29 protein-coding genes are annotated in these 25,757 nt (G+C 59.5%); 15 read left to right on the forward strand and 14 right to left on the reverse strand.

Features of this window, described 5'->3' with window-relative positions; all coding sequences use genetic code 11:
* Positions 1-38: 38 nt before the first annotated feature.
* Both dnaK and grpE read right to left on the reverse strand, forming a co-directional pair.
* Positions 39-1,979 (reverse strand): molecular chaperone DnaK, encoded by a 1,941-nt coding sequence (gene dnaK, locus F7P80_RS08485; RefSeq protein WP_151044003.1) that lies wholly within the window; start codon positions 1,977-1,979, stop codon positions 39-41.
* A 106-nt stretch (positions 1,980-2,085) separates the two neighbouring features.
* Positions 2,086-2,643, reverse strand: coding sequence for a nucleotide exchange factor GrpE (gene grpE, locus F7P80_RS08490; RefSeq protein ID WP_054066807.1), 558 nt, complete (start codon positions 2,641-2,643; stop codon positions 2,086-2,088).
* A 195-nt stretch (positions 2,644-2,838) separates the two neighbouring features.
* Here grpE and rpsF point away from each other — a divergent pair, with 195 nt between their 5' ends.
* The 5 genes from rpsF (at position 2,839) to dnaB (ending at position 5,943) form a co-directional block, all read left to right on the forward strand.
* Positions 2,839-3,201 carry a 30S ribosomal protein S6 gene (gene rpsF, locus F7P80_RS08495; protein WP_054066806.1) on the forward strand — a complete coding sequence of 121 codons (363 nt, stop codon included), beginning with the start codon at positions 2,839-2,841 and terminating at the stop codon, positions 3,199-3,201.
* Between the two features lie 21 nt (positions 3,202-3,222).
* Positions 3,223-3,513, forward strand: coding sequence for a primosomal replication protein N (priB, locus tag F7P80_RS08500; protein WP_054066805.1), 291 nt, complete (start codon positions 3,223-3,225; stop codon positions 3,511-3,513).
* A gap of 18 nt (positions 3,514-3,531) precedes the next feature.
* A complete protein-coding gene (rpsR, locus tag F7P80_RS08505) occupies positions 3,532-3,813 on the forward strand; it encodes a 30S ribosomal protein S18 (protein ID WP_042411225.1) in 282 nt (93 codons plus the stop codon).
* Between the two features lie 12 nt (positions 3,814-3,825).
* On the forward strand, positions 3,826-4,275 hold the full coding sequence (gene rplI, locus F7P80_RS08510) for a 50S ribosomal protein L9 (protein ID WP_077345182.1): 450 nt from the start codon (positions 3,826-3,828) through the stop codon (positions 4,273-4,275).
* A gap of 240 nt (positions 4,276-4,515) precedes the next feature.
* Positions 4,516-5,943 (forward strand): replicative DNA helicase, encoded by a 1,428-nt coding sequence (gene dnaB, locus F7P80_RS08515; protein ID WP_054066803.1) that lies wholly within the window; start codon positions 4,516-4,518, stop codon positions 5,941-5,943.
* A gap of 153 nt (positions 5,944-6,096) precedes the next feature.
* Here dnaB and F7P80_RS08520 read toward each other — a convergent pair whose 3' ends face one another.
* The 4 genes from F7P80_RS08520 to F7P80_RS08535 form a co-directional block, all read right to left on the reverse strand.
* Positions 6,097-6,498, reverse strand: a complete 402-nt coding sequence (locus F7P80_RS08520) for a hypothetical protein (protein ID WP_054066802.1) — start codon at positions 6,496-6,498, stop codon at positions 6,097-6,099.
* Positions 6,498-8,369, reverse strand: a complete 1,872-nt coding sequence (locus F7P80_RS08525; RefSeq protein ID WP_151044006.1) for a PhoH family protein — start codon at positions 8,367-8,369, stop codon at positions 6,498-6,500. The genes F7P80_RS08520 and F7P80_RS08525 overlap by 1 nt, the downstream gene beginning before the upstream one ends.
* Positions 8,370-8,543: 174 nt before the next feature.
* The gene (locus F7P80_RS08530; protein WP_054066800.1) at positions 8,544-9,032 is read right to left on the reverse strand and encodes a peroxiredoxin; all 489 of its coding nucleotides are present in this window, start codon (positions 9,030-9,032) and stop codon (positions 8,544-8,546) included.
* Between the two features lie 139 nt (positions 9,033-9,171).
* Positions 9,172-9,540: an Mth938-like domain-containing protein gene (locus tag F7P80_RS08535; protein ID WP_054066799.1), complete on the reverse strand. Its 369-nt coding sequence runs from the start codon at positions 9,538-9,540 to the stop codon at positions 9,172-9,174.
* A gap of 177 nt (positions 9,541-9,717) precedes the next feature.
* Between F7P80_RS08535 and F7P80_RS08540 the strand changes: the two genes are divergently transcribed.
* The 7 genes from F7P80_RS08540 (at position 9,718) to F7P80_RS08570 (ending at position 16,421) form a co-directional block, all read left to right on the forward strand.
* Positions 9,718-11,001, forward strand: a complete 1,284-nt coding sequence (locus F7P80_RS08540) for a pyridoxal phosphate-dependent aminotransferase (RefSeq protein ID WP_054066798.1) — start codon at positions 9,718-9,720, stop codon at positions 10,999-11,001.
* Between the two features lie 73 nt (positions 11,002-11,074).
* Positions 11,075-12,409, forward strand: coding sequence for a homoserine dehydrogenase (locus tag F7P80_RS08545; protein WP_054066797.1), 1,335 nt, complete (start codon positions 11,075-11,077; stop codon positions 12,407-12,409).
* Complete coding sequence (gene thrC / locus F7P80_RS08550; RefSeq protein ID WP_054066796.1) at positions 12,409-13,833, forward strand: threonine synthase; 1,425 nt, start codon at positions 12,409-12,411, stop codon at positions 13,831-13,833. The genes F7P80_RS08545 and thrC overlap by 1 nt, the downstream gene beginning before the upstream one ends.
* 188 nt (positions 13,834-14,021) lie before the next feature.
* Positions 14,022-14,576, forward strand: coding sequence for a molybdopterin-guanine dinucleotide biosynthesis protein B (mobB, locus tag F7P80_RS08555; RefSeq protein WP_151044009.1), 555 nt, complete (start codon positions 14,022-14,024; stop codon positions 14,574-14,576).
* Positions 14,576-15,814: a molybdopterin molybdotransferase MoeA gene (locus F7P80_RS08560; RefSeq protein WP_249041415.1), complete on the forward strand. Its 1,239-nt coding sequence runs from the start codon at positions 14,576-14,578 to the stop codon at positions 15,812-15,814. The genes mobB and F7P80_RS08560 overlap by 1 nt, the downstream gene beginning before the upstream one ends.
* A 19-nt stretch (positions 15,815-15,833) precedes the next feature.
* Positions 15,834-16,085, forward strand: coding sequence for a molybdopterin converting factor subunit 1 (gene moaD / locus F7P80_RS08565; RefSeq protein ID WP_151044012.1), 252 nt, complete (start codon positions 15,834-15,836; stop codon positions 16,083-16,085).
* Between the two features lie 3 nt (positions 16,086-16,088).
* Positions 16,089-16,421, forward strand: a complete 333-nt coding sequence (locus tag F7P80_RS08570) for a recombinase family protein (RefSeq protein WP_151044015.1) — start codon at positions 16,089-16,091, stop codon at positions 16,419-16,421.
* Between the two features lie 303 nt (positions 16,422-16,724).
* On the opposite strand, the gene F7P80_RS08575 is transcribed toward F7P80_RS08570, so the two are convergent.
* From F7P80_RS08575 to F7P80_RS08595, 5 genes are all read right to left on the reverse strand, one after another.
* A complete protein-coding gene (locus F7P80_RS08575; RefSeq protein WP_151044018.1) occupies positions 16,725-17,330 on the reverse strand; it encodes a TetR/AcrR family transcriptional regulator in 606 nt (201 codons plus the stop codon).
* A 42-nt stretch (positions 17,331-17,372) separates the two neighbouring features.
* Positions 17,373-18,590: a multidrug effflux MFS transporter gene (locus tag F7P80_RS08580; RefSeq protein ID WP_054066820.1), complete on the reverse strand. Its 1,218-nt coding sequence runs from the start codon at positions 18,588-18,590 to the stop codon at positions 17,373-17,375.
* Between the two features lie 232 nt (positions 18,591-18,822).
* Positions 18,823-19,020: a CsbD family protein gene (locus F7P80_RS08585; protein WP_054066791.1), complete on the reverse strand. Its 198-nt coding sequence runs from the start codon at positions 19,018-19,020 to the stop codon at positions 18,823-18,825.
* 187 nt (positions 19,021-19,207) lie between these two features.
* Positions 19,208-19,534, reverse strand: coding sequence for a hypothetical protein (locus F7P80_RS08590; RefSeq protein WP_151044021.1), 327 nt, complete (start codon positions 19,532-19,534; stop codon positions 19,208-19,210).
* Between the two features lie 11 nt (positions 19,535-19,545).
* Positions 19,546-19,800 (reverse strand): hypothetical protein, encoded by a 255-nt coding sequence (locus F7P80_RS08595; RefSeq protein WP_151044024.1) that lies wholly within the window; start codon positions 19,798-19,800, stop codon positions 19,546-19,548.
* 118 nt (positions 19,801-19,918) lie between these two features.
* Here F7P80_RS08595 and moaE point away from each other — a divergent pair, with 118 nt between their 5' ends.
* Positions 19,919-20,380, forward strand: a complete 462-nt coding sequence (moaE, locus tag F7P80_RS08600) for a molybdopterin synthase catalytic subunit MoaE (protein ID WP_054066788.1) — start codon at positions 19,919-19,921, stop codon at positions 20,378-20,380.
* Between the two features lie 69 nt (positions 20,381-20,449).
* Here the strand turns inward: moaE and F7P80_RS08605 are convergent, their stop codons facing one another.
* The 3 genes from F7P80_RS08605 to F7P80_RS08615 all read right to left on the reverse strand — a co-directional run bounded on the left by F7P80_RS08605 (position 20,450) and on the right by F7P80_RS08615 (position 22,332).
* On the reverse strand, positions 20,450-21,025 hold the full coding sequence (locus F7P80_RS08605) for a YceI family protein (protein ID WP_151044027.1): 576 nt from the start codon (positions 21,023-21,025) through the stop codon (positions 20,450-20,452).
* A 129-nt stretch (positions 21,026-21,154) separates the two neighbouring features.
* Positions 21,155-21,727: a YceI family protein gene (locus F7P80_RS08610; protein ID WP_077345222.1), complete on the reverse strand. Its 573-nt coding sequence runs from the start codon at positions 21,725-21,727 to the stop codon at positions 21,155-21,157.
* Between the two features lie 38 nt (positions 21,728-21,765).
* The gene (locus F7P80_RS08615; RefSeq protein WP_151044030.1) at positions 21,766-22,332 is read right to left on the reverse strand and encodes a cytochrome b; all 567 of its coding nucleotides are present in this window, start codon (positions 22,330-22,332) and stop codon (positions 21,766-21,768) included.
* Positions 22,333-22,574: 242 nt separating this feature from the next.
* Here F7P80_RS08615 and clpB point away from each other — a divergent pair, with 242 nt between their 5' ends.
* Positions 22,575-25,184: an ATP-dependent chaperone ClpB gene (clpB, locus tag F7P80_RS08620; protein WP_054066786.1), complete on the forward strand. Its 2,610-nt coding sequence runs from the start codon at positions 22,575-22,577 to the stop codon at positions 25,182-25,184.
* Positions 25,185-25,235: 51 nt separating this feature from the next.
* A complete protein-coding gene (locus tag F7P80_RS08625; RefSeq protein WP_077345189.1) occupies positions 25,236-25,610 on the forward strand; it encodes a hypothetical protein in 375 nt (124 codons plus the stop codon).
* The last annotated feature ends 147 nt before the right edge of the window (positions 25,611-25,757 follow it).

Genomic DNA, 25,757 nt, shown 5'->3' on the forward strand with positions numbered 1-25,757 from the left:
GCGGCGGCAAGCGGTCAGGAATGCCGCTCTGCGTCCAATTACTTCTTCACTTCCTTGACTTCAGCGTCTACGATGTCGTCGTCGCCGGAGCCTGCGGGCTTGGCCTGTGCAGCTTCTGCACCAGCTTCGGCAGCGCCGCCTGCAGCTGCCGCAGCCTGGGCTTCGGCGTAGACCTTCTCGCCCAGCTTCTGGCTGGCAGTCATCAGGGCAGTGGTCTTGGCCTCGATGGCGTCCTTGTCGGAACCATTCAGGGCTTCTTCCAGATCCTTGACGGCAGCTTCAATCGCTTCCTTCTCGGCAGCTTCCAGCTTGTCGCCGTGCTCGCCCAGGCTCTTCTTGACGCTGTGGACAGCGGCTTCGCCCTGGTTCTTGGCCTGCACCAGCTCCAGCTTCTTCTTGTCTTCTGCGGCGTTCAGTTCCGCGTCCTTGACCATCTGCTGGATTTCTTCTTCCGACAGACCGGAGTTGGCCTTGATGGTGATCTTGTTTTCCTTGCCAGTGCCCTTGTCCTTGGCGGACACGTTCAGGATACCGTTGGCGTCGATGTCAAAAGTCACCTCAATCTGGGGCGTGCCGCGAGGAGCGGAAGGAATGCCTTCCAGGTTGAATTCACCCAGCAGCTTGTTGCCCGAAGCCATCTCACGCTCGCCCTGGTAGACCTTGATGGTCACTGCAGGCTGGTTGTCCTCAGCGGTTGAGAAAGTCTGCGAGAACTTGGTGGGAATGGTCGTGTTCTTGGTGATCATCTTGGTCATGACGCCGCCCAGGGTTTCGATACCCAGAGACAGAGGGGTCACGTCCAGCAGCAGCACGTCGGAACGCTCACCACCCAGCACCTGGCCTTGCACGGCAGCACCCACGGCCACGGCTTCGTCAGGGTTCACGTCCTTGCGGGGATCCTTGCCGAAGAATTCCTTGACCTTTTCCTGCACTTTGGGCATGCGGCTCATACCACCGACCAGGATCACGTCCTGAATGTCAGACACAGAGATACCTGCGTCCTTGATGGCAGTGCGGCAGGGAGCGATGGTGCGCTCGATCAGGTCTTCCACCAGCGATTCCAGCTTGGCGCGGGTCAGCTTCAGGTTCAGGTGCTTGGGACCGGAGGCGTCAGCCGTGATGTAGGGCAGGTTGATGTCGGTCTGTGTGGAGTTCGACAGCTCGATCTTGGCCTTTTCAGCAGCTTCCTTCAGGCGTTGCAGCGCCAGCACGTCCTTGGTCAGGTCTACGCCTTGCTCTTTCTTGAACTCGGCAATGATGTAGTCAATGATGCGCTGGTCAAAGTCTTCGCCGCCCAGGAAGGTGTCGCCGTTGGTCGACAGCACTTCGAACTGCTTTTCGCCGTCCACGTCAGCGATTTCGATGATGGACACGTCGAACGTACCGCCACCCAGGTCATACACGGCAATCTTGCGGTCGCCCTTGCCAGCCTTGTCCAGGCCGAAGGCCAGTGCAGCAGCAGTAGGCTCGTTGATGATGCGCTTGACTTCCAGACCTGCGATGCGGCCGGCGTCCTTGGTCGCCTGACGCTGTGCGTCGTTGAAGTAGGCAGGCACGGTGATCACGGCTTCGGTCACGGGCTCGCCCAGGAAGTCCTCAGCGGTCTTCTTCATCTTGCGCAGCACTTCTGCGGAGATCTGGGGAGGTGCCAGCTTCTGGCCGCGCACTTCCACCCAGGCGTCGCCGTTGTCAGCCTTGGTGATGGTGAAGGGCATCAGGTCGATGTCCTTTTGCACTTCCTTTTCGTCGAACTTGCGGCCAATCAGACGCTTGGCGGCAAAGATGGTGTTCTTGGGGTTGGTGACAGCTTGACGCTTGGCAGATGCACCCACCAGAATCTCACCGTCTTCCAGGTAAGCAACGATCGAAGGCGTGGTGCGCGCACCTTCGCTGTTTTCGATCACGCGGGTGTTGTTGCCTTCCATCACAGCCACGCAGCTGTTGGTGGTGCCCAGGTCAATACCGATAATTTTTCCCATTTGAATGCTCCGAATTCTGAAATTTGTTGGTCGATTGGCTTGTAACTAAGGGTTGTGCCGGAGGTTTCAAGTCAATCGATGAAATTTTTTTGTGGCTGCTATGCGCTTACTTAGGGGCTGCCACGGTCACCAGGGCAGGGCGCAGCACACGGTCTGCAATCAGGTAGCCCTTTTGCAGCACGGTCACGATGGTGTTGGCTTCCTGCTCGGCAGGCACCACGGAGATGGCCTGGTGCTGGTGGGGGTCAAACTTGCTGGCAGGGGCGGGGTTGATCACCACCACCTTGTTGCGCTCCAGGGCCTGCTGCAGTTGGCGCAGTGTGGCTTCAGAGCCTTCGCGCAGTTGTTCGGCGGTAGCGTTCTGGATGGCCAGTGCAGCGTCCAGGCTGTCGCACACGGGCAGCAGGCTTTCTGCAAAGCTTTCGATGCCAAACTTGCGGGCCTTGGCCACTTCTTCGTCTGCGCGGCGGCGCATGTTTTCTGTTTCGGCCTTGGCGCGCAGGTACTGGTCGGCCATTTCACCGTTCTTGGCCTTGAGCTCACTCAGCTCGGCCTGCAGGCGGGAGATTTCGTCTGCCACATTGGCGGCCATTGCGGCTTCCATCTCTTCAGCGGAAGCATCGGAAGGCGCGGCATTTTGTGTAGTGTGTTGTTGTTCGGTCATGTGGATAGCGTCTCTAAAGAGTGAAACCTGAAAAGTCAGGTGGGGATGCCTGAAAGCTTTTCAAGGTCTTGGACACACTGAGGATATTCAAAGCCCCTGAGTGTACAAGCCTGCTAGGAATGCCTATAATTGCCCGTTTTACCTTGCCCCACCGCTACAGACGCAGTGGGGGGCTTAACCCAAAAGGGAGTTTTCATGCGTCATTACGAAATCATTTTGTTGATCCATCCGGATCAAAGCGAGCAAGTTCCAGCCATGCTGGAGCGTTACAAGGGCATGATTGTCGCTGGTGGCGGCAAGGTGCACCGCGAAGAAGACTGGGGCCGTCGTCAGCTGGCTTACATGATCAACAAGCTCGCCAAGGCTCACTACATCTGCTTGAACATCGAAGCCGACCAGGCTGTGATGGCTGAGCTGGAGCACGCATTCAAGTTCAACGATGCTGTGCTGCGTCACCTGACAGTTCAGAAGAAGAAGGCTGAAACAGCTGCTTCTTCCATGATGAAGACTGTCGAGCGCGAAGAAGCTCGCAAGGCTAACCAAGCCGCTGAAGCCTAATTCCTAGACTTCGCTTGGAGAGTGGAAAACCACGTTGTCCTGACGGCCTGTATTGATGAGCTGCAAAGCCTGCGATACACGCCCGCTGGATTGCCTGCTCTGGATTTGCGCCTGGTGCACGAATCCTCTCAAGTAGAAGCAGGCAGCCCGCGCAAGGTCTCGGCAGCTGTGAAGGCGGTGGCATTTGGCGCACTGGCTGAGCGACTTGCTCGTCAGGCGCCGGGAAGTATCTGGACTTTTCAGGGCTTTCTTGCCACGCCGCGCAACAGCAAAACCGTGGTGCTGCATATCCAGGATGTTCAACAAAATTAATTTTCAAGAGGTCCAGTAATGGCCACGTTCAAGAAATTCAACAAAGACAAGCGCCCAAAGCGCAACACCCAGTCGCTGCTGTTCAAGCGCAAGCGCTTCTGCCGCTTCACCGTGGCAGGTGTTGAAGAGATCGATTACAAGGATGTAGACACCCTGCGTGACTTCATCGCCGAAAACGGCAAGATCATCCCCGCACGCCTGACAGGCACTCGCGCCATCTACCAGCGTCAGCTGAACACAGCCATCAAGCGCGCTCGCTTCCTGGCTCTGCTGCCCTACACCGACCAGCACAAGATCTAAGGAGTCGCAACCATGCAAATCATTCTGCTCGAAAAGGTTGTGAACCTGGGTAACCTGGGCGATATCGTCAAGGTGAAGGACGGCTACGCTCGCAACTTCCTGATCCCCTCTGGCAAGGCTCGCCGTGCTACCGAAGCAGCTAAGGCTGAATTCGAAGCCAAGCGTGCTGAACTGGAAAAGGCTGCTGCTGAGAAGCTGGCTGCTGCACAAGCTGAAGGCGAAAAGCTGAACGGTTTCACCGTGAAGCTGTCGCAAAAGGCTGGCGTGGACGGCCGCCTGTTCGGTTCCGTGACCAACTACGACATCGCCGACGCTCTGACAGCCCAAGGCTTCAACGTGCACAAGGCGCAAGTGCGTATGCCTAACGGTCCTATCAAGACTGTTTCTGCTTCCACCGTGGAAGTGGCGCTGCACACTGACGTGGTAGTGGAAGTGAACGTGGAAGTGACAGGCGAAGCCTAATCACTGCTGCGGAAATCTTTCCCTGCACTGCAAAAGCCGCCTTCGGGCGGCTTTTGTGTTTTATGCGTTCTTATGCATAAAAATGCCTGCCAGCGCTTGCTGTGTCTGTGCTGGCAGCTTCTGTTTTGAAAGCATGTTTGGCACTAAGCCGTGCGTGCATGTCTGTGTTTGGCAAGGTTGGAGTGACGTCTGCATGCGCTGGCGTTACGATCTCAGGCTTGTCTTTTTGTGGGTGGATCGATGTCCTCTGTAATGCCTCCGTTGGAAGATGATGTGTTTGGCACACCTGCGCCTGAAGCTGATGACCAGCAGGTGGCCAAGCTGCGCCTGCCGCAGTACTCCATGGAATCCGAATCCAGTGTGCTGGGTGGCTTGCTGCTGGATAACTCGGCCTGGGACCGCGTGGGGGACTTGCTCACCGAGCGCGATTTCTACCGCCACGAGCACCAGCTGATCTACGCAGCCATTGGCAAGCTGATCAATGAAAGCAAGCCAGCTGACGTGATTACGGTGTTCGAGCACCTGCAGGGCATGGGCAAGGCCGAGGAGGTGGGGGGGATTCTCTACCTCAACCAGCTGGCCCAGTATGTGCCCAGTGCCACGAACATCCGCCGCTATGCGGAAATCGTGCGCGAGAAGGGCATCTTGCGCAAGCTGCTCACGGTGAGTGACGAGATTGCCACCAATGCACTCAACCCCCAGGGCAAGCCGGTAGAGCGCATTCTGGATGAAGCCGAGCAGAAGATCTTTGCCATTGGCGAAGAAGGCTCACGCATGAAGCAGGGCTTCCAGAGCATGGAAACCCTGGTGGGTGATCTGCTGGACCGCGTGCAGGAAATGGCAGACAACCCGGTCGATGTGACCGGTATTCCCACCGGTTTTGCGGATCTGGACCGCATGACCAGCGGCCTGCAGGCTGGTGACCTGGTGATTCTGGCGGCCCGCCCTTCCATGGGTAAGACCTCGTTTGCGGTGAATATTGCCGAGCACGTGGCGCTCAACGAAGGTCTGCCGGTGGCCATCTTCTCCATGGAAATGGGTGCCGCCCAACTGGCGGTGCGTATCGTGGGTTCAATTGGCCGTGTGAACCAGGGCCACCTGCGTACCGGCAAGCTCGAGCCCGATGAATGGGCGCGCCTGACCGAAGCGGTGGAAAAGCTCAGCCAGATCTCGCTGCACATTGACGAAACGCCGGGTCTGACGCCTTCGGAGCTGCGTGCCAACGCACGCCGTCTGGCGCGTACCTGCGGCAAGCTGGGTCTGATCGTGGTCGACTATTTGCAGCTGATGAGTGGCTCCAGCGGCGGTGGTGGTGACAATCGTGCGACCGAGCTGGGTGAAATCTCGCGAGGCCTGAAGATGCTGGCCAAGGAGCTGCAGTGTCCGGTGATTGCGCTGTCGCAGCTCAACCGCTCGGTGGAGCAACGCACCGACAAGCGTCCCATGATGTCTGACCTGCGTGAATCCGGCGCTATCGAGCAGGACGCGGACATCATCATGTTCATCTACCGCGACGACTACTACAACAAGGACTCCAAGGAGCCCAATATTGCGGAAGTCATTATCGGCAAGCAGCGTAACGGCCCGACAGGCACCGTGAAGCTGTACTTCCAGAAGAACCAGACGCGCTTTGAAAATCTGGCCATGGGGGCGGGTGACGACTACTGAGAGCCTGTAGCCGATGCCGTCCAAAGAAAAGGCCTTGTCAGATGACAAGGCCTTTTTGCTTGTGAAAGTAGAGCGCCTAGTGCTTGATATACATAGAGTTTAGATACTTATCTATCTGAAATCTATGAATAATGAGTGCTGGCAGCTATGTTTTTAGAAGCTGTAGACCAGCAGGCCGATCACCGCCACGCTCAGAATGCCGCAAGCCCACGCCAAGCGTGTAGCGCCCGTGCGCAGCAAGCCTACGGTCTTGACGATCTGTGCCTGCTGCTCGGCCATCTTCTCCAGCACCTGGTTGGAGGCGCGCTGCGCCGCTTCCAGCTGCTGGATGCGAGCCTCCAGCTGTGCCACCTTCTGCAGTGCCAGTTCGCCCGCATTGGCGGCAGGCGTCTGGCTTTCGGCGCTGGCAGGGAAGGCCGCCTGTGCGGCGTCTTCCAGCTCCTGCTCGGGGCTTTTCTTCATCAGGCCCTTGGCGGCCTTGAGTACCGTGGGGGCGGCCTGAATGACATCGCCCCAGGGCACCAGTTTGAGAGCACTTACCCAGCTGATCGCCATCACAGCACCTCACTCGCAAAGTCCGCCAGACGCGAGCGTTCGCCGCGTGCCAGCTGGATATGACCGCCGTGGGCCCAGCCCTTGAAGCGGTCGACGGCAAAGGTCAGGCCTGACGAACCTTCGGTCAGGTAGGGTGTATCGATCTGCGCCAGATTGCCCATGCAGATGATCTTGGTGCCGGGGCCGGCGCGCGTGATCAAGGTTTTCATCTGCTTGGGGGTCAGGTTCTGCGCTTCGTCGATGATGACCCACTTGTTCAGAAAGGTGCGACCGCGCATGAAGTTCATGCTCTTGATCTTGATGCGGCTGCGGATCAGCTCATTGGTGGCTGCACGGCCCCATTCGCCGGGATTGCCGCCGTCGCCCTTGGCCAGAAATTCGAGGTTGTCGTCCAGCGCGCCCATCCAGGGGCCCATCTTCTCTTCCTCGGTGCCGGGCAGAAAGCCAATGTCTTCGCCCACGCTCACCGTGGCACGGGTCATGATGATTTCTGTGTAACGGCGGTCGTCGAGCACCTGCGACAGGCCTGCTGCCAGCGCCATCAGTGTCTTGCCGGTGCCGGCGGTGCCGGTCAGGCTGACGAAGTCGATGTTGGGGTCCATGAGCAGGTTCAGTGCAAAGTTCTGCTCGCGGTTGCGTGCGTTCACGCCCCAGACATTGTGCTTGCTGCTGCTGTAGTCGCGCAGGGTTTCCAGCACCGCGGTCTTGTCGCGGATCTCGACCACGCGCGCGTGCAGGCTGGGCTCGTTGGGTGCTTCAAAGTACACGTACTGGTTGATCAGCATCTGGCTGGTGAGCGGGCTGGTGAAGCTGTAGTAGGTCTTGCCGCGGTCCTGCCAGCTCTCCACGTTCTTGGCTTTTTTCCAGAAGTCTGCGGGCAGGGCCAGGCTGCCGGTGTACAGCAGGTCGCCGTCGTCCAGCGTCTTGTCGTTGCGGTAGTCCTCGGCGGGCAGGCCCAGTGCGCGCGCCTTGACGCGCATATTGATGTCCTTGGACACCAGCACCACTTCCTGCTGACCTTGCTTGAGCAGACGCAATGCTTGCACTACACCCAGAATCTGGTTGTCGGCCTTGCCCTGCGGCAGGCTGGAGGGCAGTTTGTAGTCCAGCGGCACGGTCTGGAAGAACAGATGGCCGGTGGCTGTTTTGTGGCCCGTGGCATCCAGGCGCAGGCCTGCGGCCAGGTCGGCATCCTTCTGGGCATCGACCAGTGCATCCAGCGTGCGGCTGACTTGGCGGCCATTGCGTGCCACTTCAGTCATGCCCTTTTTGTGGGCGTCCAGCTCTTCGAGCACCACCATGGGCAGGAAGATGTCGTGCTCTTCAAAGCGGAAGATGCTGGTGGGGTCGTGCAGCAGCACATTGGTGTCCAGCACAAACAGGCAGGACTGGCCGCTGCGCTTTTTGCCCACAGGGCTGGCTGTCTTTGGTTTGGCGGTGCTAGCAGCCTTGCTTACGGCCTGGACTGGCTTGGCCGCGGTTGTGGCCGCTGCTTTGTTATCTGCAGGCGCTTGCGCCTTGGTGGCTGTGGGTGCTGCCTGTGTTGCGGCTGTGTGCTGTGTGCTTTGCGCGGCCTGTGCAGCCTGCACGGCGGCGCGCTGTTGAGCCAGCAGCATGGCGGCGGTATTGGTGGCTGCGCTGGCAGCGGGATTGGCAGGCGCAGCTTTTTTGCGGCTGCGCACTGCTGCAGTGGTGGTCGTTGCGGTCACGGCAGGTGCTGCAGGGATTGCTGCCGCAGCTGGCAGCTCATCATCCAGTGAGACGACTGCAGACTTGCTGCCCGTGGCACGCTTGGGCGCACGAGCGGTGACTTCAAAAGCTTCCTTGGCAACGCGCGCGGCGCGTTTGGTAGGGGCTGGAGGCAATGGCATAGGTGTTTCAGTCCTTGTTTTCAGGGCTGCAGAAAGCACAAAGCCGCCGGGCACGAGCCCAGGCGGCTTTGTTAGCAAAGGGTTGGCAATGCAGGGGCATGGTGCGCAAAGGCATGCCCCATTATGCATATCCTGCTGTCTGCATGGCTGCAGACTCCGCAGAATGTATGTGGCTTAGGCAGCCTTCTTGGCAGCGGTCTTCAGGGCCTTGACGGCCTTGAGCACTTCGTCCACATGGCCGGGGACCTTCAGGCCACGCCACTCTTGCACCAAAATACCATTGGCGTCGATCAGGAATGTGGAGCGCTCAATGCCCTTGACCTTCTTGCCGTACATGATCTTGTTCTTGACCACGCCGAACATGTGGCACATTTTCTCTTCGGTGTCAGCGATGAGTTCGAAGGGCAGTTCCAGCTTGGTCTTGAAGTCGTCGTGCGACTTCATGTTGTCGCGCGACACGCCAAAGACGATGGCACCGGCCTTTTCAAATTCTTTGTGCTTGTCCCGGAACTGCATGGCTTCGGTGGTGCAACCAGGCGTATTGTCCTTGGGATAGAAGTACAGGATCAGAATCTGGCCTGTGTGCGAGGTATTGGATACCTTCACGCCACCTGTAGCGTTGGCTTCAAATTCGGGAAGGGGTTTGTTGACAACGATCGCCATGCGCTTTGATCTCTCGGGAGTAGTCGTTGGAATGCCGAGGGGTGTAGGTTGGTGTTGCTTTTATTTAAAAGTAGTGCCCCTCGACCGCAACCTGCGATTTTACCCCGGATCATAGGTCTTGACGAGCCCCTCCCGGATATTACTCCAATAGCAGTGCGGCTATCACATTGCGGCCTTCTCCAGCCAAAACGTTGTAGGTGCGGCATGCGGCATGGGTGTCCATGGTCTCCAGGCCGATGCGCTTTTGCATCAGTGGCTGCAGCCAGGAAGGGTGCACAAAGCGGATGCTTTTGCCGCTGCCAAAGATGATGACTTCGGCGTTGAGCTCGGCCAGCTCGGCAAAGTGTGCGGCGGTCAGGTCTTCAAAACGCGAGCAATTCCAAGGACGTAGAAAGCCGCTGGAGCCCAGCAGCAGGTTGTTGCGGTGCTCCTGTTTGTTGATGGCGATCCAGCTTGGGCCGTAGCCTGTCACCATTTGCACGTCAGAACGGTCGGCGTGTAGCTGCATGGGAATTCCTTCTCGGGGGCGTGTGCAAAGAGGTCGGTGGGCGGTTGCCTTGCAGCTAAATAGCATGGGCACCGCCGTTTGCGCGGGGGCATTCGGCCTGAACTGTGGTCAAATTATAGGTTTCACCGAGGCGCGGGCGCGCCTTGGCGCTGTTCAAGCTAGAGGTTGCATATTTCCATGAAAACCGTCCAAAAATCCGCAAAGCTGGCCCACGTTTGTTATGACATCCGGGGGCCGATCATGGACGCGGCCAAACAGATGGAAGAAGACGGCCACAAGATCATCAAGCTCAACATCGGCAATCTGGCCGTGTTCGGCTTTGATGCGCCGGAAGAAATCCAGCAGGACATGATCCGCAACCTGCCCAACTCGGCAGGCTACTCGGACAGCAAGGGCATTTTCGCGGCGCGCAAGGCGGTGATGCATGAAACCCAGCGTCAGGGTGTCAAAGGCGTGACGCTGGACGATATCTATCTGGGCAATGGTGCATCCGAGCTGATCAGCCTGGCCACCAACGCACTGCTGGACAACGGCGATGAGCTGCTGCTGCCTGCCCCTGACTATCCCCTGTGGACAGCGGCGACCAGCCTCTCGGGTGGCACACCCGTGCACTACATCTGTGACGAAAACAATGGCTGGATGCCCAGCCTGGACGACATTCGCAGCAAAGTGACACCCCGCACCAAGGGCATTGTGGTGATCAACCCCAACAACCCCACGGGCGCGCTGTATTCCAAGGAACTGCTGCTGGGCATTATCGAGATTGCCCGTGAGCATGGCCTGGTGATCTTTGCTGACGAGGTCTATGACAAGGTGCTGTATGACGATGTCAAGCACATTCCTCTGGCCACGCTGTCGGAAGATGTGCTGACGCTGACGTTCAACTCGCTGTCCAAGGCCTATCGCTCCTGCGGCTACCGTGCGGGCTGGATGGTGATTTCGGGCGACAAAAAGCCTGCCAAGGATTACATCGAGGGCCTGAACATGCTCTCGAACATGCGCCTGTGCGCTAACGTGCCCGGTCAGTGGGCGGTGCAGACTGCGCTGGGTGGCTATCAATCCATCAATGATCTGGTCTGCGAGGGCGGCCGTCTGCGCAAGCAGCGTGACTTGGCCTGGGAAATGATCAATGCCATCCCCGGTGTGAGCTGTGTGAAGCCGCAAGGCGCGCTGTACATGTTCCCCCGCCTGGATCCTGAGATTTACCCCATCCAGGACGACCAGCAGTTCTTCCTGGAAGTGCTGCAGGAAACCAAGGTCATGCTGGTGCAGGGCACGGGCTTTAACTGGCCCCATCCTGACCACTTCCGCATCGTCTTCCTGCCCCATGAGGCCGACCTGCGCGAAGCCATCAACCGCCTGGCGACTTTCCTCGCCAAGTACCGCCAGCGCCATGGCACGGACAAGCTGCTGAACAAGCCATCCGCCAAGGCCAAGCACAAGGCAGAGGCGGCAGCCTGAGATTTTTTGATAGCTGCAAGCGCAGACCCCGTAAGCGCTGTAGCCACTTTTGACGTAGAAACCAAAGAGACTTATGAAACCGATCCAAGTAGGCCTGTTGGGCATTGGCACCGTGGGTAGCGGCACATTCCATGTGCTCCAGCGTAACCAAGAAGAGATTCGCCGCCGTGCGGGTCGTGGCATTGAGATTGCCATGGTGGCCGACTTGGACACGACACGCGCCAAGCAGATCGTGGGTGATGCTGCCAAGGTGGTGGGCGATGCACGTGAAGTCATTGCCAACCCCGATATCGACGTCGTGGTCGAGCTGATCGGTGGCTACGGCATTGCCAAGGCGCTGGTGCTCGAAGCCATTGCCGCAGGCAAGCATGTGGTGACTGCCAACAAGGCGCTGCTGGCCGTGCATGGCACAGAAATCTTCAAGGCTGCGGCTGAGAAGGGCGTGATGGTGGCCTACGAAGCAGCCGTGGCTGGTGGCATTCCCATCATCAAGGCGCTGCGCGAAGGCCTGACGGCCAACTCCATCCAGTGGGTGGCAGGCATTATCAACGGCACGACCAACTTCATCCTGTCCGAAATGCGTGACAAGGGCCTGGACTTTGACGTTGTTCTGAAGGAAGCCCAGCGTCTGGGCTATGCCGAGGCCGACCCCACCTTTGACATCGAAGGCGTGGACGCCGCGCACAAGGCGACCTTGATGAGCGCGATTGCCTTTGGCATTCCTGTGCAGTTTGACAAGGCCTATGTGGAAGGCATTACCAAGCTGACCTCCACCGACATCAAGTACGCCGAGCAGCTGGGCTACCGCATCAAGCTGCTGGGCATTACCAAGCGCACCGACAAGGGCGTGGAGCTGCGCGTGCACCCCTCGCTGGTGCCCACCAAGCGCCTGATTGCCAATGTGGAAGGTGCGATGAATGCTGTGGTCGTGCATGGCGACGCCGTGGGCACCACGCTGTACTACGGCAAGGGTGCAGGCTCTGAGCCCACCGCTTCGGCCGTAATTGCAGACCTGGTAGACATTGCCCGCATGGATGGCTCTGACCCCGCACACCGCGTGCCTGCGCTGGCATTCCAGGCCAACACCCTGGCGGCAGCGGGCAACGAACTGCCCGTGCTGCCCATGGCCGATGTGGTCACCAGCTACTACCTGCGCATCCGCGTGGCGGACGAAGCAGGCGTGCTGGCCAAGATCACCACGCTGCTGGCCAATGCCGGCATCAGCATTGACGCCGTGATCCAGCGCGAAGCCGATGAAGTGGGCGGCGAAGGCTCGAACCAGACCGACCTCATCATCCTGACGCACGACACCCGCGAGGGTGATATGGACAAGGCACTGGCCGAAATCCAGGGCCTGCCCACCGTGCTGGCACCTATCACCCGCATCCGCAAGGAAGAGCTGAACTGATGCTGTATCTGTCCACCCGTGGTCATGCAGACCGCAAACGCTTTTGCGACATCCTGCTCGAAGGCCTGGCACCCGATGGTGGCCTGTACCTGCCTGAGCACTACCCACAGATTGACGATGCCAAGCTGACCCAGCTGCGCACCGTGCTGGCGCAGCAGGGCTACGCTGGGCTGGCGTTTGAAATCCTGTCGCTGTACATCGATGACATTCCTGCCGACGACCTGCGCGCCCTGTGCGCCAAGACGTACACCCCCGAAGTGTTCGGCACGGACGCCATCGTGCCCGTGCGCAAGCTGGAAAACAATCTGTACATCGAAGCCCTGTCCAACGGCCCCACACTGGCCTTCAAGGACATGGCCATGCAGCTGCTGGGCAACCTGTTCGAGTACGAACTGGCACGCCGTGGCGAAGAGCTGAACATTCTGGGCGCCACCTCGGGCGACACCGGCAGCGCGGCGGAATACGCCATGCGCGGCAAAAAGGGTGTGCGCGTGTTCATGACCAGCCCGCACGGCCGCATGAGTCCCTTCCAGCAGGCGCAGATGTTCAGCCTGCAGGACGCCAACATCCACAACATCGCCATCGAAGGCGTGTTTGACGACTGCCAGGACATCGTCAAGGCGGTGTCCAACGACCACGCCTTCAAGGCCAAGTACAAGATCGGCACCGTCAACTCCATCAACTGGGCACGTCTGCTGGCACAGGTGGTGTACTACTTTGCGGGCTATCTGCAGATCACCACGCACAATGCCGAGAAGGTGAGTTTCACCGTGCCTTCGGGCAACTTCGGCAATATCTGCGCAGGCCATGTGGCACGCCAGATGGGTCTGCCGATTGCGCAGCTGGTGGTGGCGACCAATGAAAACGATGTGCTGGACGAGTTCTTCCGCACGGGTGTCTATCAGGTGCGTGGCTCGGCCAATACCTATGAGACATCGAGCCCCTCGATGGACATCTCCAAGGCCAGCAACTTTGAGCGCTTTATCTTTGACTTGGTCGGCCGCGATGGCGAGCGCACGCGCCAGCTGTTTGCCGAAGGCGTGGCCAAGCAGGGCAAGTTTGACCTGAGCCAGGACGCCGTCTTCCAAGACGCTGCCATGAAGTATGGCTTTGTCAGCGGCAAGAGCACGCACGCCGACCGTTTGGCTACCATCAAGGACTGCTACGAGCGTCTGGGTCAGATGATCGACACCCACACCGCCGATGGCGTGAAGGTGGCGCGTGAGCGCCTGCGTGCTGAGCCCATGATCGTGCTGGAGACGGCATTGCCCATCAAGTTTGCAGCCACGATTGAGGAAGCGCTGGGCCGCCAGCCCGATCGTCCCGCCAAGTTTGAAGGCATCGAAGCCTTACCGAAGCGTGTGGTGGTGATGCCTGCGGATGTGGAAAAGGTTAAGGCCTATATTCAGCAGCATTGTGATTAAGCCATTGCAGAGCTTGTAAAAAGATAGCTGCCAGCGCTTGATAGAAAAGGTTTTGCGATAGAAATGATTTGCAAGCCAAGGAAATTCAAGCGCTGCAAGCTCTGATTTTTGAAGCTCTGCAGGCGAAAGCACATGGACGGCGCTTGGTTTTCAAGCGCCGTTTGTTATTGGAAAAGAAAGCGCACACCATGAAAGCTCTGGGCTTTGCCGCTTACTCCGGCATGGGCAAGACGACCTTGCTGGAACAATTGATCGCCGCGCTGCGCGCGCGCGGCCAGCGTGTGTCCACCGTCAAGCACGCCCACCATGATGTGGACATCGACATCCCCGGCAAGGACAGCTGGCGCCACCGCCAGGCGGGTGCCTCTGAAGTGCTGCTGGTCTGCGACAAGCGCCTGGCGCTGGTGCGCGAGTTTGAGGCTGAGCAAGACCTGGATGTGCATGCCATGCTGGCCGAGCTGCGCTCAGATGTGGACTGGGTGCTGATCGAAGGCTTCAAGCACGGCAATCTGCCCAAGGTGGAAATCTGGCGCGCACCAGATCCCGCCAGCGGCAAGCTGCCCAAGCCGCTGCGCTTTCCTGAAGACCCGCACGTTGTGGCGCTGGCTACCGATGATGTGGCGGCACTGCCCGTGCAGCCGCCTGCCCATATGGCACTGTTAGATTTGAACCAGCCGGAACAGATCGCCGACTGGATGCTGGCCAATGCCAGCCGTTTTGAATACCAAGGAGTGAATGCCTGATGGCTGCTATGACCACTTTGGATGATGCGCTGGCCCATGTGCTGGCGCAGGCCCAGCTGCTGGGCGTGGAACATGTTGACCTGTTCAACGCCGATGGCCGCGTGCTGGCGCAGGACTGCATCTCAGCCCTGCAGGTGCCGCCGCAGGACAACTCCGCCATGGACGGCTATGCCGTGCGCGTGGCAGACATTACGGCTGCGGGCGTGCAGCTGCCCGTGAGCCAGCGCATTCCCGCAGGCCATGTCGGCACGGAATTGCAGCCCGGCACAGTCGCCCGCATTTTCACCGGCGCGCCTGTGCCCCCCGGTGCAGATGCGGTGCTGATGCAGGAAGACACCCAGGTGCTCGATGATGGCCGCGTACAGTTCAACGCTGTACCCAAGCTGGGCCAGAACATCCGCCGCGCGGGCGAAGACATTGCCCTGCACAGCGCTGTGCTGAGCCGTGGCATGCGCCTGACGCCTGCTGCCGTGGGCCTGGCCGCCAGCATTGGCATGGCCACGCTGCCCGTGGGCCGCAAGCCCCGCGTGGCGCTGTTTTCCACGGGCGATGAGCTGGTCATCCCCGGTACTGTGGCGCCGCAAGACATGCAGCCCGGCCATATCTACAACAGCAACCGTTACTTTCTGCGCGCGTTGCTGCAGCGCCTGGGCTGTGAGGTGGTGGATGGCGGCATCCTCCCCGACAACCGTGAACAGACGGTGGAGGCCATTCATCAAGTGGCGCAGGACTGCGATCTGGTGCTCTCCAGTGCCGGTGTCTCCGTGGGCGAAGAGGACCACGTCAAGCCTGCCGTGGAGCAGCAGGGTGAGTTGAACCTGTGGATGATCTCCATGAAGCCCGGCAAGCCCTTTGCCTATGGCCGCGTGTTCCGCAATGGCAAGGATGATGCACAAGGCGTGGCCCACTTCATGGGCCTGCCCGGCAATCCGGTCTCCAGCTTCATCACTTTCTTGCTGCTGGTGCGCCCCTTTGTGCTGCGCCTGCAGGGCATGGAAGATGTCGCGCCCAAGGCCATTGAAGTCACGGCCCAGTTTGACTGGCTCAAGAACGAAAAACGCCGCGAATTCCTGCGTGCACGCCACACGGGCAATGGTGGGCTGGCACTGTTTGGCAACCAGGGCTCTGGCGTGCTGACTTCGACTGTCTGGGGCGATGGCTTGATCGACAACCCGCCGCTCACGCAAATCCGCCAGGGCGACATCGTGCGCTTTATTCCCTTCTCGGAATTGATGTAAGCAGCCAAGGAATACATCTATGAATATCACCGTTCGATACTTTGCATCGATTCGCGAAGCCATGGGCACCAGCAGCGAAAGCCTGACGACCATGGCCACTACCGTTGGTGCGTTGCGTGAAGAGTTGATGGCACGCAGCGAGGCAGCAGCCAATGCCCTGGCCCACGGCAAGGCCGTGCGCATGGCGCTGAACCAGGAGATGTGCCAGGGCGATGCCGCTTTGAAGGCAGGCGATGAAGTGGCATTCTTTCCGCCTGTCACCGGTGGCTAAGCCATGACAGCGGCCAACAAAGACGTGGATGAGGCCATCAGCCGCCGCACGCGCCAGGCGCTCAGCGAAGCCAAGGCACGCGGTGTGCAGCTGGGCAAGGCGGGCGCAGACAACATCCGCGCCACCGTGGAAAAGCGCAAGTCGGCGGCCGATGCTTTTGCCAGGCAGCATGAGGCCTTGTTTGCCGAATTCGTGGCGCAGGGCCTCACGCACCGCAAGATGGCCGACGTGCTCAATGAACGCGGCATTCCTGCCGCCAAGGGTGGGCCCTGGACGCATGGGCAGGTACAGCGCATTCTGAACCGCTACGCCGACTGGGCGCAGGCCCAAACTTAAGCACCAGCGGCTGAATAGGCCGCAACGCTGACCCATTGGTCTAGGGCGTGTTCACATAAAGCTTGAGATTCGCGTTGAAGGCGTGGGGATGGGATGCTAGGCGCGGTGGCGCAGCAATGCCGAGCGCCTTGCAAGCTGCCGCAACAACGCAGACCGCCCCAAGCCTTCAACCCCATTTGTGATCTCCATAATCAGGGGCAGCGAACCCAATGTTGATGTGAACACGGCCTAGCCCCCATAACAAAGCCCATCTGCTTGCCGATGGGCTTTGTTATGGGGTGCGGACATGCGCCGCTTCGGCGCTTAGCGGGCAGGAACCGCCTTGCTGTGCAAGGCCAGTGAGTCGCTCAATATTCCCCACATGGCCGTGTAGCGCCGCTGCATCTGGGCACGGCCGGCGTATTGCAGCTCCACGCACAGGCTCTCCACAATGCCTTGGTAGGCATCGGCATAGCGGTCGGTTTCAGCCGCGCTGAAGTGCTGGCCATAGGTGGCATGCATTTGGTGCAAGTAATGCTGGCGCACCAAGTCCCCCAAGCTTTCAAACAGCACGGCAATGCTGGCGCGGTGCTGCTGTGGAGGCAAGAACGCTGCGCGCAGCATGAAGCGCATGTGGGCAGAGTTTTCATAGCGCTCCCCCAGCGCCCGGGCGTAGGCTGCGCCTGGGCCGTCGGCGTCCACAGGCGCAGAGAGCATCTGCGTGGCAAAGTCTTTTTCAGCGGCAATTGCTTCTTCCAAGCACAGCACAAACAAAGCGTCTTTACCTGCCACGTGGGAGTACAGCGACGCTTTGCGGATGCCTACCAGGTCGGCAATCGCGCTGAGCGATGCACCGTCATAGCCATGCTCTGCAAAGTGGCTCATGGCAGCGGTGCAAATGCGCTGCAGGGCGGGGGAGTGTTTGCTCATAGCCAATGGCCTCCGTGGTAGATGTAGGGATGGTGTCGTGCGTTAGTGTGCGTGGCTCACCGTCACGCCGGACTGAACGATCATGCGGGCGGTGCGTACGCTCAAAGCCACGGCGATGACCCCCACGGCAAAGATCAAACCCAGCCATGTGGCGGCGTTGTGTTTTGCAGCAATGGCTGCCACCGGGGTGATGGCTGCACCCAGCAGCAAAGGTACGGCCCCCAAGAGGGCGGCGCTGGCACCCAGTGCGGTGCTGCGCAGCGACAAGGCCATGGACATCAGCATGGCCTCTGCCATGCCCACACCCGCCAAGGCAATGAAAAAGCCAGCGATGATGCCGGGCAAGCCAATGGCCGTGAGGGCAGACACCAGCCCTACCAGCGCGCCGACGGCCAAGCAGGTCAAGCCAGCGATGGCCAATTGTTCGGTACGAAAGCGCGCGACCAGTTTGGCTGTGGCGGCTGCGCCTATGAATACGGCGATGCCCGTACCCCCAAAGACAAAACCAAAGTCACGCGGCGACAGACCGTAATGCGTCTGATAGACGTAGGCTGCGCCGCCCACATAGACAAAGATAAAGACAAAAGCGGCAGACAAGGTCAGCCCCGCCAGCACAAAGCGCTGGTCTTGCATGATGGCGGCATAGGTGCGCAGCACCTCTCCCGGGCGCAAAGAGCTGCGTGCGGCAGGCGGCAGGGTTTCCTTCAGGTGGATGGCCGAGTTAATGGTCGCCATACAGCCCAGCATCGCCAGCGCAATGAACACCCCGCGCCAGCCAAAAGCACTGCCAATCAAACCGCCTGCAGCAGGTGCCAGCACAGGGCCTACGCCTTGGATGGTCATCAGCATGGCAAACAGTTTGGCGGCGTCGGCGCCTTCGGTCACATCGCGCACCGTGCTCATGGCGGTCACCAGCACCAAGGAGGCGGCCAGGCCTTGCACTGCACGCGCCAGCAGCAGCACGGGCAGGTTGTAGGCGTAGGCTGCCCCCAAGGAGGCCAGTGCAAACACGAACAAGGCGGTCAGCAAAGGGCGGCGACGGCCATAGGCATCAATCAGCGGGCCGCAGATTAGCTGCCCAGCGCCAAGCGCCACCAAAAACACGGCCAGCGTCAGCTGCATGGCGGCGTAGTCAGTGCCCAGCTCCTGCGCCATGGCAGGGATAAAAGGCAGGTACATATCGATCGACGCAGGGCCGATGAGGGTGATCAGGCCTAGCGAAACCGCGATGAGGCCCAGAGAAATGGAAGGGGAAGGCATGAGAGAGTGGGTGCGCCCCAGCGCCATTGACAAACGCTTGGGTGAGATGGAATAAAAAAGCTACCGATCGATAGGTAGCTTAATCGAGTACATCGACAGGCGTTGGGGTGCCGCGCAGCAAGCATGCTGTGGTGAGGGTTTTCTAGACATTGGGTTGGGGGCAGCAGTCAATACCCATAAAAAAGGAGCGCAGCAAGCGCTCCTGTACGGGATGAGGGCTCCGAGGGATGCGTCAGATGCGCTTCTTCACGGCATCAGCGGCATCTTTCGCCGCTTCTTTGACGTCGCCCACTTTCTGCTGGGCCAGCCCTTCCGCCTGTTTGGCCAAGCCCTTGGCCTGTTGCTCGGGGCTGTCGATCAGCTCGCCGGTCTTTTGCTGCACTTTGCCTACGGTTTCCTTGATCGTGCCGGTGATTTGGTCTTTGTTCATACCGCCTCCTTACATCGTAAAAACAAGGGCGGTCAGCGCTTGCTGACCGTTCGAAGGGATAGCGTAACCCGATGAGCGGCTGGGGATGGACGGTCAGAGGCGCCCATGTCTGTGCGCGATGACTGACAGGCAGAGCCTGCTTTTTAGAGAGCATGCAGCGTAGAAGGGGCAAGCGCTGGAGGCTGTTTTATGCTTGGTCCTGCAATGCGGGCAACTGTGGTGTAGGCCACTCCAGCAGCTCTGCCAAGCGCTGGATGACCCAGCCCGCTTCGGCTGGGGTGACGGGGCCACCTTCGGCAGACAGCGCCGCATGAAAACCCAGCAAAATGCCCTCTTCGCTGGAATTGCCGCTGTGGTACAGCGTCTGCGCCTGTTCCACCAGGTGGCAGGCCAGGTCTTCGCACAGCTCGTAGCGCGCGACGACCTCGGCAATCGGCGTCTTCAGCACCCCGGCGCGGCTGCGGAACAGGCTGGCAAAGCTCTCGGGGGGCTGAATCTGGCTGGTGTCATCCATGGTGCAGCTGCTTATTCGTGGTCGTACAGGCGCTCAAAGCGCAGGATGTCAATTTCCAGCTCACAGGTCACCAGCTGCCCGTTTTTGCCATCGGCCTTGCGGTGGGCCGCAAACAGCGTGGCCTTGCCGTCAAAGTCATAGTCCGGCAGGTGGATGAGGGCGTAGGCATCGGAGACAAAGCATTGGTGCTCGAACACTACGCGGTGTTCGTTGCGCGGAGAGGGGTACAGGATGTACTCAGGGGTATCAATGGTTTGAGTGGCCATACAAGCGAAAAAAATTTCGTCTCCGTAATTTCTAGTGGGCGACAATCCTAGCGCGTTAGTGCAGGCTTTCATGCGCATGTGGGCATGTACTCCATCACCTGCTGCGACAATCGTGTCCATGACTGCCCCTCGCGTTTTGATCCAGACCCAAGATTTCGATGTTTCTGCCGAACTGGCCGCCCTGCGTGCAGGCGATGCGCGCGTGGGCGCAGTGTGCTGCTTTGTGGGCACGGTGCGTGACCGCAATGAGGGAGCCAGTGTCTCGGCCATGGAGCTGGAGCACTACCCCGGCATGACCGAAAAAAGCATTGAGGCCATTATTGAACGCGCCACCGAGCGCTTTGGCATCCATGCCGCCAAGGTGATTCACCGCATTGGCCCGCTGCAGCCCATGGACCAGATTGTGTTTGTGGGTGTGACATCGGCCCACCGTGGCATGAGCTTTCAGGCCTGCGAATTCATCATGGACTACCTCAAGTCCGAAGCCCCTTTCTGGAAGAAAGAGCAGACGCCCGAAGGCGCGCGTTGGGTGGATGCGCGCGTCAGCGACGAAGAAGCACTGGCGCGCTGGCAGCCGTAAATACGGTTGCACGCAGCCTATGAAAAACGGGCCTGCATGCAGGCCCGTTTTGTTTGTGGCAGGTGTCGCTTAAGGTTGCTTCACGGCTTCCATCTGCAGCACCAGTCGCACGTTCTTGGGGAAGCCCCAGTCGACGCCGTAGTTCACGCCCCACTGGGTGCGGTCGATGGTGGTTTCAAAGTCACCGCCGCAGACTTCTGTCTTGAGCATGGGGCTGTCATAGCAGGTGAACTTGTTGGCCTGGATGGTCACGGGGTGGGTCTGGCCGTTCATGGTCAGCTGGCCGGTCACTTCCTTGAGCTTGTCGCCGTCAAACACAAACTTGTCAGAGACAAACTTGGCTTCAGGGAACTGCTCCACGTTAAAGATGTCGGCGCTCTTGAGGTGCTTGTCGAACGCGGCAGTGCCGGAGTTCACGGATGCGGTTTTCAGCACCACTTCTACCTTGCCGTTCTTGCCAGCCTTGTCGAAAGCCACAGTGCCGCCAATGTCGTCAAAGCGTGCACGGTTGGTGGATGCGCCAAAGTGGTCGATCTCGAACGTGGCGAAGGTGTGTGTGGGGTCGATGGTGTAGTTCGCAGGGGCAGCGTGTGCGGCGGTGGCAAACAGACCAGCGGCGGTCAGGGTCAACAGAGTAGTGCGCATGAAGATCTCCTTGAAGTTCAGTGAACGTGCTTTGAAATAAGGAGCTGCCAGCGCTTGTGATTGCTTATTTTCAAAGTGATATGGCTTTGAAATGGTGCAAATACAGCGCAAGCAGCTATGAAAACAGAATCAGAGCTTGCCAATGCCCGTCAGTGCCAGCTTGAACTGGACGTTGACCTCATTGGCGACCATGGAGGTGTCCGCCCAGTCGCCATCGCCAATCTTGAAGGACAGGCGCTGCAGCGGCAAGCTGCCGGTGGCGGTGGTGATGTCGCCAGATTGCGTCAGCGTCACCGGTACGGAGACTGGCTGGCTCTGGCCCTTGATAGTGAGCGTGCCGTCAATCTGGTACTTGCCATCGCCCAGCGCCTTGACGGCAGTGGAGTCAAACGTGGCCTTGGGGAACTGGCCCACATTGAACCAGTCGGCACTCAGCAGATTGCTGTCGGTCTCCTTGCTGCCCATAGTGGCGCTGCCCGTGTCCACGGTGAACACAATCTTGCTGGTTTCGGGCTTGGCCACATCAAACTGCAGCTGCGCTTCAAATTGCTTGAAATGGCCTTTGAGCGGCACGCCCAGCTGTTTGGCAGTGAACTCAATGCTGCTTTGTGCAGGCAGTACGGCCTGCTGGGCCATGGCAGCCGTGCCCAGCAGGGCCAGGCTGGCAAAGCTCAGGGTGCGGAAGGTGGTGGTGAAGGTCATGGAAGTCTCCTTGTGACGCTTGGCAAACAAATATTCCATCATCGTGATCCGTCGCGGCCAGGCAGCATGCGCTGCAGCAGGCCATCGCGGTCGACCAGCTGGTGCTTCAGGGCGGCCGCTACGTGCAGCACGATGAGCACGGCCAGGGTGTAGGCCGCGATCATGTGCCATGGCTTGATGGTTTCGGCCAGCTCAGGGCTGGCGGCCACCAGATCAGGCAGCTGCCATACGCCAAACCACACGACCGGAAAACCTGCGGCCGAGCTGTAGGCCCAGCCCAGCAGCGGCACGGCAAAAAACAGCACATACATCAGGTGGTGTACACCGTGGTGTGCCACCTGTTGCCAGCGCGGCATGAGGCTGGTGATGCGGGCAGGCAGGGCAGGCGGGCGGTGCGTGATGCGCCACAGCAGGCGCAGCGCACTCAGGGCCAAAATGGTCATGCCCGCCCATTTGTGCCAGTTGTAGTACTTGAGCTTGGTGGGCGAAAACGGCAGCCCCACCATGTACCAGCCAAAAACCAGCAAACCAATCAAGCCAAGGGCCAGCAGCCAGTGCAGAGCCATGGCAGTGAGGGTGTAGCGCGTGGTGGTGTGGGATGGCATAGGTACGGTTGCAGTTCGGAAGAGGCACTCAGTCTAGAAGCAGCGGGTGGCCTTGGCATTCAATGCGCTTGAAGACACACTTCAAATCATTGCAAGGAACTTTGTGCAAGCGGCGCAATCGGCATGCTGGCTGCCAAGGTGATGAAAAAAGTGCAGATGCATGGCTTGTTATATCTTGAAAACTGTGCCAAAGCCCTGAACTGCTTATCAGCAAACGAATAACAGATAAGGACACAATTAATATGCGCATCGACAAACTCACCACCAAATTCCAAGAGGCATTGAGCGACGCCCAGAGCCTGGCCCTGGGCAACGATCACGCCTATATCGACCCCCTGCACCTGCTGGCTGCCATGCTGCGCCAGAACGATGGCCCCAAGGCCTTGCTCGAGCGTGCAGGCGCGAATGTGGCCGCCATGAGCACGGCGGTGGAAAACGCCGTCAAGCAGCTGCCCCAGGTGACAGGGCAAGACCAAGTGCAGGTCGGCCCCGATCTGGCCAAGCTGCTGCAGGCCACGGAAAAAGAAGCCATCAAGCGTGGCGACCAGTTCATTGCCAGCGAGCTGTTCCTGCTGGCGCTGGCAGACAGCGACACCAAGGCGGCCAAGATTGCCAAGGACAACGGCCTGAACCGCAAGGCCATGGAAGCTGCCATCAGCCTGGTGCGCGGCGGCAAAACCATGGACAGCGCCGAAGGCGAAAGCCAGCGCGATGCCCTGAAGAAATACACGCTGGACCTGACCGAGCGCGCCCGCATGGGCAAGCTCGACCCCGTGATTGGCCGTGACGACGAAATTCGCCGCGCCATTCAGGTGCTGCAGCGCCGCAGCAAGAACAACCCCGTGCTCATCGGTGAACCCGGTGTGGGCAAGACCGCCATCGTGGAAGGTCTGGCACAGCGCATTGTGGAAGGCGAAGTGCCTGAAACCCTCAAGGACAAGCGCGTGCTGGTGCTGGACATGGCAGGCCTGCTGGCCGGTGCCAAGTACCGCGGTGAGTTTGAAGAGCGCCTCAAAGCCGTGCTCAATGACGTGGCCAAGGAAGAGGGCCGCATCATCTTGTTCATCGACGAAATCCACACCATGGTCGGCGCAGGCAAGGCCGAAGGTGCCATGGACGCGGGCAATATGCTCAAGCCTGCGCTGGCACGTGGCGAGCTGCACTGCATTGGCGCCACCACCCTGGACGAATACCGCAAGTACATCGAAAAAGACGCCGCACTGGAGCGCCGTTTCCAGAAGGTGCTGGTGGAAGAGCCTTCGGTGGAAGACACCATTGCCATTTTGCGCGGCCTGCAGGTGCGCTACGAAGCTCACCACGGCGTGGACATTACCGACCCTGCCATCGTGGCTGCGGCCGAACTCTCGCACCGCTACATCACCGACCGCTTCCTGCCTGACAAGGCCATTGACCTGATCGACGAGGCGGCGGCCAAGATCAAGATCGAGATCGACTCCAAGCCCGAGGAGATGGACAAGCTTGAGCGCCGCATGATTCAGCTCAAGATCGAGCGTGAGGCCATGAAGAAGGAAAAGGACGAGGCTTCGCAAAAGCGCCTGCAGCTCATCGAGGAAGAGCTCGAAAGCCTGGAGCGTGAGTACGCCGATCTGGAAGAAATCTGGAAGGCCGAAAAGGCCAGCGCCCTGGGCTCTGAGCAGATCCGCAAGGAAGTGGACGCCATACGCACGCAGATCGAAGATCTGAAGCGCAAGGGCGACTTCAACAAGGTGGCCGAGCTGCAGTACGGCAAGTTGCCTGCGCTGGAAAAACAGCTCAAGGAAGCGCAGGCCAATGAGGCCGATGGCGAGGCCCCCAAGCACCGCCTGCTGCGCACCCAGGTGGGCGCGGAAGAAATTGCCGAAGTGGTCAGCCGCGCGACCGGTATTCCGGTGGCCAAGATGATGCAGGGCGAAAAAGACAAGCTGCTGCACATGGAAGACAAGCTGCACGAGCGTGTGGTGGGGCAGGATGAAGCCATTTCCGCGGTCTCCAACGCCATCCGCCGTTCGCGCTCGGGTCTGGCAGATCCCAACAAGCCGTTGGGCAGCTTCCTGTTCCTGGGCCCCACTGGCGTCGGCAAGACCGAGCTGTGCAAGGCGCTGGCAGGTTTCCTGTTCGACAGCGAAGAGCATCTGGTGCGCATCGACATGTCGGAATTCATGGAAAAGCATAGCGTGGCACGCCTGATTGGTGCGCCTCCCGGCTATGTGGGCTATGAAGAAGGCGGCTATCTGACCGAAGCCGTGCGCCGCAAGCCCTACAGCGTGCTGCTGCTCGACGAGGTGGAAAAAGCCCACCCTGACGTCTTCAACGTGCTGCTGCAGGTGCTGGACGATGGCCGCCTGACCGATGGCCAGGGCCGCACCGTGGACTTCAAGAACACGGTGATCGTGATGACCAGCAACATTGGCTCGCAGCTCATCCAGGCGATGGTGGGTCAGGACAATGAGGAGATCAAGGAAGCAGTCTGGGGGGAACTAAAACTGAATTTCCGCCCCGAATTCCTGAACCGTATCGACGAAACCGTGGTCTTCCATGGGCTGGATGCCGCCAACATTGCGTCCATCGCCAAGATCCAGTTGCGCTTGTTGCAACAGCGTCTGGAAAAAATGGATCTGGAAATGGTTGTCACCGACGCTGCCTTGGCGGAATTGGCTAAAGTAGGGTTTGATCCGGTCTTTGGCGCACGTCCGCTCAAGCGGGCGATTCAGCAGCGCATCGAGAACCCGCTCTCGCGCCTGCTGCTGGAAGGCAAGTTCCCGCCCAAGAGCCGCATCGAGGTGTCCGTGGATCCTGTGCTGGAGCCCGGCGTCTTCAAATTTGGCTTGGCCAGCGCTGACAGCGCCAGCTAAGCTCACGGCATCCGGTGCTCCGGCACCGGGTGTGCATAGAAAGGCATAGCTTTGAACGACTTTTTGAATGCTGTAACCCGCTGGACCGTACGCCTTGTGCTGCTCGCGGTTGGTGTGGTGTTCTTCCTGAGTCTCTTGACCGTGGCTTGCATCTTGGCCGCCGTCTGGGCATTGCGTGCGCTGTGGGCCAAGCTCACAGGGCAGCCGGTGACTCCGTGGGTCATGCCCATGCGTGGCGCAGCCAGTTGGGCCAGCATGGCGCAGCGCGCTGGCGGATTTGGTGGCATGCGTGGTGCAGCTGCGGACAGCAGCGAAGAAGCCAGTGACGCAGCCCCCTTCACCCCCGCAGCAGGCAGCAAGCGCGGTGGCATCCTGCCCAAGATGGCCAACGATGTCAGCGATGTACAGCCACGCGAAGTTCGCTAAGCCTTGAGTTCCAGAGCAGGCCCTGTGCCTGCTTTTTTGTCGCTGTGTGCGCCTGAGCAGCTCGTGTGTGAACACATGGTGCGCCTGTCACGTGTTGTGCAACCATGGGTGGGAACCTATCGTGCTTCCCGCAGTCCCCCTCTACCA

This window comes from Comamonas kerstersii, assembly GCF_008801935.1.
Classification (GTDB): domain Bacteria; phylum Pseudomonadota; class Gammaproteobacteria; order Burkholderiales; family Burkholderiaceae_C; genus Comamonas; species Comamonas kerstersii.